The sequence below is a fragment of the Flaviramulus basaltis genome, from assembly GCF_900114265.1.
GTDB classification, from domain to species: Bacteria; Bacteroidota; Bacteroidia; order Flavobacteriales; family Flavobacteriaceae; genus Flaviramulus; species Flaviramulus basaltis.
Window position 1 is genome coordinate 618,775 of the sequence record NZ_FPKV01000003.1, and the last position, 12,930, is coordinate 631,704.

Genomic DNA, 12,930 nt, shown 5'->3' on the forward strand with positions numbered 1-12,930 from the left:
CTGTACATAGCAATAATATTCGTTGAATTACAATTTTTATTATTTTTATGTCTAAAAACAAATGTAACACTCTGTTTTATAGATTGTTGTATTTTGTTTGTGATATAGATGTGTAAAATAAAGTAAGGTTTCTTAAGTGTTGTTGTAAAGACTTATATATTTTGTAGAGGTCAATTTATTAAAAAGATGATTTAATTGCATTTATTTTAAGAAATTAATAATATTTAGAATATTAATTTGAATAGATCTTTATCTTTTTTTATTTGAATGTTTTTATACTTATTAAAAAAAAGCATTCTTCTTTGTTAAAGAAATTTAAATGAATGAAAATATTAGAAAAAGATATTCTAAATATTTTTATAAAAAAAAAGCTAGTTTAGTTCTATGAAATATAAGTGCGCACGAGAAGATTCGAACTTCCACATCCTAAACGGATACTGGCCCCTCAAGCCAGCGCGTCTACCAATTCCGCCACGTGCGCATTAAAGAAGTGTATAAAAATAGAAAAAGTTAAGTAATTAAGCTTAACTTTTTCTAGTGACCGGGTTAGGGATTTAAACCCAGTAATTATGAGTTATTTGCTAATTTTTACAACCGTTGTTTACGAATTGCGAACATTGCTTTTATTTTAAATATGTCAAATTAACTTTCGGTTGTACAAATGTAATTAAATTTAAATTTTTGTTTTTTAGAATAAGTGTTTTTTTTTATCTTAAATTGAGAAGGAGTCAAAATTGTAGAGAAATAGAATCTATACATTTTTTATTTCTGACTTTATAAGAATCAATTCGTTTAGGGATAAAAAGAATAGAGAGATAAAATATCAAGTGGAAAATAATATAAATTTTTAAAAAGTATTAACCCACTTACAGATTGAAACTAAAATTAACCTACGCTATATAAAGGAGAGCGTGTTCATATAAGTATAATACATTCCAGTAAGCCTACATAATGTCCTAATTATAAAATTTTTAAGGTTTATTTCTAAAAACCCATCCATTAAGGATGATATTCCTTTTTTTAGTTCAAAATCTCTGTTAATTAAAATTCACTTTTAAATGCTCACTATAAAAACCGAAAAGCATACAATTAATTTCAAAAAAAATTTGCTTTTAGAATGCAATATGCTAATAGAAAGCCCCCTATTCTCGAGTAATGTAAAATCCTTGATTTGGTTCGTATATTCTTTAAAAATGTAAATTGTGAGCGTTTGCTAGATGATGTCTATACTGTCTATTATGTAACAGTTCTCGAGCTGTAAACACGCTCAATCTAAGGGGATCTATATATAGATAGGAGTATTTGCTTTTGTCTGTGGTACACCGAACGTTCGATAGATCTGGCTAATGATATCGGCAAAGACCTGAAAAGCTAGTGCTCATCATCAATGCTATAGAATCGAAGGCTAATCCTATTTCCACCAGTTCTTTGTAGTTCCTTGTCTCTCAATTTTGGTGTTAGTATTTATTTTAAAAAATCATGTTTTGTTTGTATCTGATCCAAGGTCTCAAGAATTTTATTGTGATTTGTTCGAAAGTTGCACATTTCAAATTGTTTTGTAGTTACTAAAATTTACTGTTATTCTTTAGTTGGCAGAACGTTCTCTATTTATACCCTAAATGCACAACGGTTTATTTTTTTTATGTTAAAAAAACATGATTTTATATAAAAATCAGAAAAAACCCCTGTATTTATGATAAACCCCCCCCCTAAAAGTAATTAGATAATACTTTATTTTGTTAACAACACCAACAACTAAATTAAATTATTATCAATTATTTATGAAAACAAAAAAAACTCTTATTTTAACCATCATTTTAATAATCTTTACAGTTGCAATAACTGTAGCACAAAATGTTAGGGGAGGCTGTACAAACTCCAATGCCTATTACAATGCTGGTGCTGGCTGGAATGATGATACAGATGTTACTAGTAATAATGAAACTATTGTTGCTGTATCTGGATTAGCTAATTTTACGTGCGGAATTAGTAACCCTAGGCAAAACGTAGAAGGTTCAACTTTCACTATTGATGTGTTCTTAAATGGATCAGAAGTAGCTTCCCAACACGACGATCAAACCACTTTTACGGGTAATGATTATACGGTAGCGAATCCAATACCTCTTGAGGGTGACACTTGTCAAGTGGTCATAACAGTAACACCTGTAGCTGGTACTTTAGGATGTGCTGGGACTGAATGGACGTACACTTGGAATCTTTCTGCTGCGGTGGGATGTATTCCTTCAACTCCCGTTTTTTACTACAATACAGGTACTGGTGGTTGGCATGATCCAACTACACCAGTTGATAATGCTATTACGGTTGATCCTCTAGCTATTGGAGGGACTATTGAGGTAGGGGCTCATCTAAATGGAGGTTCGATTTCTTGGAGTGATGGTTTAGGATTTACTTCTACAAACAATCAAGTAGTTTATGACCCAGGTTTTACTGCTGGCGAACAAACCCGCACTTTAACAGCAGCCTATACAGATGCTTGTGGGGATTTGACTAATTATGTTTATAATTTAAGTTCTACTTCAGCGTGTTCTGCTGCTATTCCCATTCCTTACTATAACAATAACAATGCTGGAACTGTAAATAAATTGACAACTGATACTACTATAGATATTGAAATGGTTATTGGAAAAACAATTGTTTTAGGAATCAGACCAAATACAGGTACGGTTGCTTGGACTGGTTGTAATGGATTTACTGAAAGTACTCGAGAATTTACTTTTGATCCTGGCTTTACGGCTAAAGGAGACAGCTGTTCTATAACAGGAGTTTATACAGATACTTGTGGTAATTCAACTAGTTACACTTATAACTTAAGCGTTCCGTTGGTATGTACTCCTGCTACTCCGACTTTATATTACAACGATAACAACGGTTCTGGCTGGATTGATCCAGCTGCAGTAGATGCTGGCAATATAATTACTATAGATCCAATTCCTTATTCAGGAACAATTGGTGCAGGTTTCCATTTAAATGGAGGTACTGTTGCTTGGAGTGATGGTCTTGGATTTACTTCAACAGCTAATCAAGTTAATTATAACCCAAACTTTACTGGTGGTGATGAAACACGTATTTTAACAGCATCTTATACTGATACTTGTGGTGATGTGGTTGATTATTTTTACAATATAAGTTCAACGTCAGAATGTATTTCTTCAGTTCCAGTTTTTTACTATAATGATGGTTCTGGTTGGGTTGATCCAGCTGCAATAAATGAGACAGACAATTCGATTACTCCTGACCCTATACAATTTACAGATACAATTGAAATAGGTGTACGTTTAAATGGAGGTTCAATTGTTTGGACTGATGATCAAGGTACTGGATTCACCAGTACAGCAGGTCAATTTGGATATGACCCTGGCTTTACTGCTGTTGGGCAAAATCGTGTTTTAACAGGAGCTTATACAAATACTTGTGATGTTACAACTAATTATGTTTTTAACATAAGTGCTTCTACAGAATGTATTCCGCAAACGCTAGAACCTTATTACAACGACAATGTTGGTTCTGGAACGGTATATCATGCCACAACGGATTATGATATCAATGTTGGCTTGCAAACAGGTGGGTCTATTTGGGTAGGTATTAACCCTGCTATAAACGAAGATGCAGGTGAAACTTTAGTTTGGACAGGATGTAATGGCTTTTCTGGAACAGAAAAAGAATTTACATTTTACCCAGAGTTTGACACCATAGGTCAGACCTGTGATTTGGTAGGAACTTTTACAGATGCCTGTGGTACTATTAGATCATATACCTATCATTTAACTGCTGAAACAGGATGTCTTAGTCCAGACGATTCAAACCCTTACTACAATATCGGTAATGGATGGGAAAATGCATTGACTACTGATTTTGATGTCTATCTTGAAGTGCCACCTTTCGGGCTAATTTATTTCGGTATTGACCCCGGAACTGGAGGTAACACCACTGATGATAATTTTGTTTGGAATGATAGTCTAGGCTATGTTGTAAATGTTAATGGTCAACAACTAGCACTTGATGGTGTCTTTGAAAATAGTGATGACGTTGAGGTTTTAACTTGTGTCTATACAGATAAATGCGGTGTTTCAACCACATACACCTTTAATTTAACGGTAATATGTTCTCCTCCAGTTTTTACTTATAATGATAACAATGGTTCTGATTTGGTTGATCCTGCAACAGTAGAAATTGATAATACCATTTCTATTGATCCAATTCCATATTCAGGAACTGTTCTAGTAGGAATAAATAATTTAAATGGAGGCACTGTTACTTGGAGTGATGGTCTTGGGTTTACTAGTACTTTAGATGGATTTACTTATAACCCAGGTTTTACAGGTGGTGATCAAACACGTACTTTAACAGCAACTTATACAGATTTTTGCGGTACTACGATTGACTATTCTTATAACATAAGCTCTACTTCAGAATGTATTCCTTCAGTACCAACTTTTTACTACAATACTGGCGGCGATAATAGTCCAGAAGTAAATCTTGATGACAGTCCCATAACAATTGTACCTATACAAGTTGGAGAAACGGTTATTATAGGAGTAAACCTAAATGGAGGAACTATTTCCTGGAGTGATGATAATGCTACGACCCCATTTACAGGAACAGATAGCGAATTCACATACAATCCAGGTTTTACTGCTGGTAATCAAACGCGTACTTTAACGGGTTTATTTACTGGTGCTTGTGGCAATACAGCAAGTTTTGTTTATAATTTAAATGCTTTGGATGAATGTGCTCCAAATGCACCAACTGCACCTAGTCCTCAAATTGTTTGTAAATATGATATTGTTGCAACTTTAGATGCTACTGTAGATGCAGGTACAACTTTACTATGGTATACAGATGAAACGGGAGGTTCACCTCTTGATCCATTCACTACTTTAGTGCCAGGGAATTATTATGCTGCTGCAGTAACTGCTGATGGTATATGTGAAAGCCCTAGAATATTAGTGGTTGTGGCAACAAATAATGCGTTATATTTTGATGGACTACGTAATAGTTATGTTTCATTAAAAAATAGTCCAATTCTAGATAAAGCTACAGAATTTACAATTGAAGCTTGGATAAAACCAGATGACTCAAATTGGGATGATGGTTACCACGCTATATTTGGAGCAGTTCAAACCGGAGGAAATAATCAAAGAAGCCCTTCTTTTTATCTATATAATGGACAAGTACATACTGATTCCTATGAAGATGTAACATTGAATCGTTACGATATACTAACAGAAGATGCTGTTATTTTTAAAAATGTATGGAGCCATATAGCCCTTGTTAAACTTCTTGACTCAGAAAGTAGTACTGGAAGTACTTATAATGTATATGTAAATGGAAAACTAGTTGCTACAAGAACAGCTCCTTTAAAAGTTAATGTTGCAGATGATTCTGAATACACATTTGGAGTTGTAGACAATTTTTATTCGGGTTTAATTGATGAAGCTCGTTTCTGGAATGTTCCTAGATCTGCTTCAGAAGTTGCAGATAATATGGAAATTGATTTAACAGGAAACGAACCAGGTTTAGTAGATTATTATACTTTCAATCAAGGGATTGGAAATGGAGATAATACCGCTATAACTACTTTGTATGACAATACTTCGTCTCAAAATAATGGAACAATTATAGACTTTTACTTAACAGGTAATGTTAGTAATTTTGTGGGCGGATATTTTGCTCAAATAACAGGTTCGTCTTCTACTACTATAATAGGAGGTACAATCCAGTTAGCCCACACAACACCAGATGGTTATTGGTCAAGTGATGCAGAAGACATTGTAACTGTAGATAGTGTAACAGGTTTAGCAACAGGAGTCTCATTAGGGACAGCCGTAATCTCGTATGAGTTTTGTGGAGTATCTACTACATATCCAATTACTGTGGTTCCAAATTCAGGACCTACGATTTCTCAAATTGAAGATCAGGAAACTTGTCCTGGAACAGATATATTAGACTTGCCTTTTATAATCGAAGATGATGCTACGCCCGTTAATTCATTGGTGCTTACTGCAACTTCTTCAAACACAGATTTAATTCCAAATGATCAAATTGTGTTAGGTGGAACAGATGAAAATAGGACAGTAACTCTAAGTCCTGTTTCTGGAGAATCAGGCACAGCAATAATTACAATAACTGCAACAGACTCAGATGATATGTTTTCAACAATGAGTTTTACAGTTACTTTTACAGATACTACTAAGCCAATAGCTATTACACAAGATATTGAAGTTGAATTAGATGCTAATGGTGAAGTAACTATAACAGGAGCTCAAATCAATAATGGTTCTACTGATGATTGTACTGATGTAGCAAACTTAACACTAGCTGCAAGTCCTTCTTCATTTACCTGTGCTAATATTGGTATAAATACGGTAACATTAACAGTTACTGATGCAAGCGGTAATTTTGAAACTAATACCGCTACAGTAACTATTTTTGATGTAACAGGACCAATGGTTATTACCCAAGATATTTCAATTGAATTGGACGCAGCAGATGAAGCAACTATAACAGCAGACCAAATTAATAATGGTTCTAATGACAGTTGTACCAATGCTTCAGATTTAATCTTAAGTGTAAGTCCATCTAGTTTTACATGTGCTAATATTGGAGAAAATACGGTGACTTTAACAGTAATTGATACTTATGGTAATGAAAATACAGAAACGGCCATAGTTACAGTTACAGAATCTAATGCACCTACAGTTATTACACAAACCTTAACAGTTACTATAGATGATAGTGGTTATGTATCTATAACAGCTGATCAACTAGACAATGGGTCATCTGATAGCTGTGGAGACGTCACCTTTACTGCAAGTCAACTAGATTTTAGTTGTAGTGATATTGGAGATAACACGGTAACATTAACTGTTGAAGACGAAAGTGGAAATACAAGTTCAGGTTCCACAATAGTTACTGTTATAGGTAATGTTTATGGTTGTGGTATAAAAGTTTCAGAAGCCATTACAGCAAATGGAGATGGAATTAATGATACTTGGATTATTTACAACATCGAAGATCATCCTAATACATCTGTTCGTGTTTTTAATCGTTGGGGAGCAGAAGTATACTTCTCTAGAGATTATAAAAACGATTGGAATGGTCATTATTATAGAGGTTCTAAAAATCAATTGCCTTCATCAGGAAGTTACTATTACCAAGTTGATGTTGATGGTGATGGTACACTAGATAATCAAGGCTGGTTATACATCACTAAATAATTTTAGAATCAAAAAAATATAAAAATGAAATATATATATTATATAGTATTAACGGCACTTCTTTTTGTAAATAGTGCAATTTTCGCTCAACAAGAAAGTGCTTTTATTTTGTACCGTTCTAATATGAATATTGTCAATCCCGCTTATGTAGGAGTTGATAATGAAACCATAGTAACTACTAGTTTGCGTACACAATGGTCATCAATTCCAGAAGCTCCAGAAACGATAACTGCTTCGTTTGGTACACCACTAGGTAAGAATGTAGGCATTGGAATTTCTGTGGTAAATGACAAAACCTTTGTTGAAAATCAAACTGTTTTTGGAATTGATTTTTCTTATCATTTAAAAATGGATGAAGCTACAGATTTGTATTTAGGAATCAAAGCAGGAGGTAATTTTTACGATGTAAATACCACGGGATTAGAAACATATAATATTGTTGAGGATCCAGCTTTAGGGTCAATAAGTAGTTTTAATCCAAATGTTGGTGCTGGAGCATTGTTAAAACACAATAAATGGTATGCCTCTTTGTCTGTACCAAAGCTATTAAGTACCACTAGAGCCAGAAATGAAGCAGGATATGCTATAACCGATTTTGATAGACCACATGTTTACCTAAGTGGAGGATATGAGTTTGATTTAGATCCAAATCCGGATCCAGCTTATCATATAATATTTAAACCTTCTATAATGGCACGATATGTTAAAGGCGCTCCGCTATCTATAGATTTGAACTTGATGTTAGAATTGAGCACTAATTTTGAAGTTGGAGTTATGTATAGAATCGATAAAGCGTATGCAGCAATGACTACTTTTAATATAAATAAGAATATTAAGATTGGTTTTGCTCATGAAGTTAGTACTAGTCCTACATTATTAGGTATAGCAGGGTATACTAACGAATTCTTATTACAATATAAACTTTAAAACATGAACCCTATCTCAATAACATAAACAATTAAGTTTTGTTTACTTTTTCTCACTCTATTCATTGTCAAAAAAAATTAATAGAGTGCGTTGAGGTGAGGATTTTATAAATTTATTTATTAAAGATTAGAGAAGTTATTTATACTGTAAACACTAGTTTTTGCTTATTGAAATTAAGAGAGAATAAAAAATATGCTCTTTATTTTATGAGTAATATTTTTTAGGTCATACTAGCTAAATAATATTATTATATATGAAGGATGGTAAATATTAAAAAACTTGAAGGTGAATGTTTCAAAAATTGGACTGGAATACTAAGAAAAATTACTTTAAAGAAATGAAGAAATGTGTTACATTGAAAATAATTTTAGTTTTATTATTTTTCATATCGGAAATAACTTATGCACAAGGTCCTAATCCTGTACTTACTGCTACAGGAAATCAGACTTATTGTGGCAGCTCTTTAAATATTGCACAAACGGCAAGTATTACTGACCCTAATGCTACAACTACAGATGCCTCTGTTTATATTCAAATTCCTTCGGGATATGTATCTGGTGAAGATGAACTAATTCTTACAGGGACTAATCCTAATATAACCTCCACTTGGAGTGAAACAGAAGGAAAGCTAACTTTATCACCCAATACTCTTGGGGGAACAGTGTCCTACGCCGATCTTGAAGCAGCAATTTTGAATGTTCAATTCAATAGTTCTTCAGCGACACCGTTAGCAGGAGAGAAAACATTTTCCATTCTTTTAGGTGTTGGTAATCGTGAACTCAGTTATTTACCTCGAAACGGACATTATTATGAATATGTTCCACTGTTAGGTGTCACTTGGACAGATGCGAGATTTCTCGCAGAAACATATGTTTATCATGGTTTACAGGGCTATTTAGTTACTCTAACAGCTGCAGATGAACAACAAATAGCAGGAATACAGGCACCCGGCGCTGGATGGATTGGCGCTACAGATGAAGCATCAGAAGGTGATTGGAGATGGGTAACGGGGCCAGAAGGTCTTGCTAATGGAAATACTGGGACTCCTTTTTGGGTGGGTACTGGTTGTTTAGGCTGTGGTGGTTATAATGTGGCAACTCCAGATGGTGAGTTTAGTTTTTGGAATTCGAATTATAGTGAGCCTAATAATGCTGGTAATGAAAATTATGCACATATTGTTCATCCAGATTTACCAGGATCAAGAGACGGTTCATGGAATGATATGGGAAATGGTGGTGGCCCAATTGGAGGATATTATGAGCCTTTGGGATTTGTTGTAGAATATGGAGGCATGCCAGGTGATAATCCTGATGTCCAAATTTTAGCAACTACTTCTTTAACAATCCCAGATAATATTTATTATCCTAAGAGATCTGCTACTATTTGTTCTTCAGAAACAGTTACATTTCAAGGGATTCCTACTACGACACCTCCAGGTGCACCAACAACAACAGAAGTGTATTGGTATGATGACTCTACAAGTGATATTCCTATATCGACAGGTATTAGTTTTACAACACCTGCTCTAAATACTACCACAATTTTTTATAGTGATAATGGATGTTTTTCTCAAAGAAAATCATTTACAGTAACGGTTAACCCAAGTACGCTTCCAACTTTTGATGCGATACCTGATATTTGTGAAAACGATACATCTCCTATTTTACCAAGTTCTTCAACCAATAGTATTACTGGAACATGGAGTCCAGCTAGCGTTAGCAATACTGCAACAGGAACTTATACATTTACACCAGATGCTGGACAATGTGCCGCACCTACTTCATTAACAGTAACGGTTAATCCAAGTACGCTTCCAACTTTTAATACGATTCCTGCTATTTGCACCAATGACACAGCTCCTGTTTTACCAAGTTCTTCAACCAATGGTTTTACTGGAACATGGAGTCCTGCTATTGTCAGCAATACTGCAACAGGAACCTATACATTTACACCAGATGCTGGACAATGCGCATCAACAGCTTCAATAACAGTAACAGTTGGTTCAAATATTCTTCCAACTTTTGATGCGATACCTGATATTTGTGCCAATGACACAGCTCCTGTTTTACCAAGTTCTTCAACCAATGGTTTTACTGGAACATGGAGTCCAGCTACTGTAAGCAATACTGCAACAGGAACCTATACATTTACACCAGATGCTGGACAATGTGCCACAACAGCTTCATTAACAGTAACAGTTAATCCAAATATTCTTCCAACTTTTAATGCGATACCAGCTATCTGTGAAAACGATACAGCTCCTATTTTACCAATAATGTCAACCAATGGTTTTACTGGAACATGGAGTCCAGCTAGTGTAAGCAATACCGCAACAGGAACTTATATATTTACACCAGATGCTGGACAATGTGCTACTACAGCTTCATTAACAATAACAGTTAATCCAAATATTCTTCCAACTTTTGATGCGATACCTGATATTTGTGAAAACGACACAGCTCCTGTTTTACCAACTACTTCAACTAATAGTTTTACTGGAACATGGAGTCCAGCTACTGTAAGCAATACTGCAACAGGAACATATACTTTTACACCTGATGCTGGACAATGTGCCACAACAGCTTTATTAACTGTAACAGTTAATCCAAATATTCTTCCAACTTTTGATGCGATACCTGATATTTGTGAAAACGACACAGCTCCTGTTTTACCAACAATGTCAACTAATGGTTTTTCTGGAACATGGAGTCCAGCTACTGTAAGCAATACTACAACAGGAACATATACTTTTACACCTGATGCTGGACAATGTGCCACAACAGCTTCATTAACTGTTACAGTTAATCCAAATATTCTTCCAACTTTTGATGCGATACCTGATATTTGTGAAAACGATACAGCTCCTATTTTACCAGCAATGTCAACTAATGGTTTTACTGGAACATGGAGTCCAGCTACTGTAAGCAATACTGCAACGGGAACTTATACGTTTACACCTGATGCAGGGCAATGTGCCACAACAGCTTCATTAACGGTAACGGTTAATTCAAGTATTATTCCAACTTTTAATGCGATACCAGCTATTTGTGTTAATGACACAGCACCTGTTTTACCAACTACTTCAACTAATGGTTTTTCTGGAACTTGGAGTCCAACTATTGTTAGTAATACAGTAACGGGAACTTATACGTTTACACCAAATACTGGAACTGGAACTTGTGTCATAACAGCTTCATTAACAGTAACGGTTAATCAAGAGACTCTTCCAACTTTTGATGGAATACCTGATATTTGTGAAAATGACACAGCTCCTATTTTACCTACAATGTCAACTAATGGTTTTTCTGGAACTTGGAGTCCAACTACTGTAAGCAATACTGCAACGGGAACTTATACATTTACACCTGATACAGGGCAATGTGCCTCAACAACTTCATTATCTGTAACGGTTAATTCAAATATTCTTCCAACTTTTAATGCGATACCTGATGTTTGTGAAAATGACACAGCTCCTGTTTTACCAACAACGTCAACTAATGGTTTTTCTGGAACTTGGAGTCCAGCTAGTGTCAGCAATACTACAACAGGAACTTATACATTTACACCTGATACAGGACAATGTGCGACAACAGCTTCATTAACAGTAACGGTTAATCCAAGTATTCTTCCAACTTTCAATGCGATACCAGCTATTTGTGCCAATTACACAGCTCCAGTTTTACCAAGTTCTTCGACTAATGGTTATACAGGAACATGGAGTCCAGCTACTGTAAGCAATACTGCAACGGGAACTTATACATTTACACCAGATACTGGACAATGTGCCACAACGGCTTCTTTAACTGTAACCGTTAATCCGCTTCCAAATATTGATTTGAATTTGGATGGTAGCGCAGATGAGGTAGTTTGTTCAGATATTACTTCCTTTTCTTTTGCACTCGATGCAGGAATTCAAGATAATACACCTCCTAGTGACTATACCTATATTTGGACCAAAGATGGAAATGTTTTACCTGATAATACACCAACATTGGATGTTTCTGAAATTGGTATTTATACCGTTGAAGTAACAAGTGCTTTTGGATGTAACCAAATAAGAACAATAACTGTTAAAACCTCGAAAAGTCCAACCATTGACACTATCGAAATTGTAGATTTAACCACTAATAATTCTGTTACAGTAAATTTGGAAGAGCCTGGAGATTTTCAATATATTATGGATGATCCCAATGGAATTTGGCAGGATTATAATGTGTTTACTAATGTGTCTGGAGGCGTGCACACGGTTTATGTTAGCGACAAGTATGGTTGTCCTAGTGATAGCAGAGTGATTACTGTAGTAAGCGCTCCAAAATTCTTTACTCCAAACAATGATTCTTATAATGATTATTGGAATGTAAAAGGATTGAATGATGATGATTCAAAATCGATAATTTATATTTTTGACCGCTACGGAAAGCTATTAAAACAATGGATTCCATCTTTAAATCGATTAGGTTGGGATGGTACTTTCAATGGAGCAGTTTTACCATCAGGTGATTACTGGTATACTTTAAAACTCGAAAATGGTAGAGAAGCTAAAGGACATTTTTCTTTAAAAAGATAAATTTATATTAATTTTTTTTATTGTGATAAATTATAAACAAAGCAATCTTTTTTTAATTAAAGAGATTGTTTAGCTCCTCTGTTAATTTTTTAAAGTGACAAGTATCTTATTAAGAATATAAATGCTCTATTTTAATTTATAAATAATTAAATCTATAGGTAATATTTGATTTTAACCATTTTGTAAAAGGAAATATAA

3 protein-coding genes and 1 tRNA gene are annotated in these 12,930 nt (G+C 34.5%); 3 read left to right on the forward strand and 1 reads right to left on the reverse strand.

Annotation, left to right across the window (positions count from 1 at the left end; all coding sequences use genetic code 11):
- Positions 1 to 396 precede the first annotated feature (396 nt).
- Positions 397 to 481 (reverse strand) — tRNA-Leu (locus tag BT151_RS14965).
- A gap of 1,300 nt (positions 482 to 1,781) precedes the next feature.
- On the opposite strand from BT151_RS14965, the gene BT151_RS14970 reads away from it, so the two are divergent.
- From BT151_RS14970 to BT151_RS14980, 3 genes are all read left to right on the forward strand, one after another.
- The gene (locus tag BT151_RS14970; RefSeq protein WP_143144321.1) at positions 1,782 to 7,238 is read left to right on the forward strand and encodes a T9SS type B sorting domain-containing protein; all 5,457 of its coding nucleotides are present in this window, start codon (positions 1,782 to 1,784) and stop codon (positions 7,236 to 7,238) included.
- 24 nt (positions 7,239 to 7,262) lie between these two features.
- Positions 7,263 to 8,165, forward strand: coding sequence for a PorP/SprF family type IX secretion system membrane protein (locus BT151_RS14975; RefSeq protein WP_072403135.1), 903 nt, complete (start codon positions 7,263 to 7,265; stop codon positions 8,163 to 8,165).
- A gap of 289 nt (positions 8,166 to 8,454) precedes the next feature.
- A complete protein-coding gene (locus BT151_RS14980; RefSeq protein ID WP_072403136.1) occupies positions 8,455 to 12,732 on the forward strand; it encodes a T9SS type B sorting domain-containing protein in 4,278 nt (1,425 codons plus the stop codon).
- Positions 12,733 to 12,930 lie beyond the last annotated feature (198 nt).

What these genes read in the sequence shown, in the direction of transcription:
- BT151_RS14980 (WP_072403136.1), top strand. Translation starts at nt 8,455, where the DNA reads ATGTTTCAAAAATTGGACTGGAATACTAAGAAAAATTACTTTAAAGAA.
- BT151_RS14970 (WP_143144321.1), top strand. Translation starts at nt 1,782, where the DNA reads ATGAAAACAAAAAAAACTCTTATTTTAACCATCATTTTAATAATCTTT.
- BT151_RS14975 (WP_072403135.1), top strand. Translation starts at nt 7,263, where the DNA reads ATGAAATATATATATTATATAGTATTAACGGCACTTCTTTTTGTAAAT.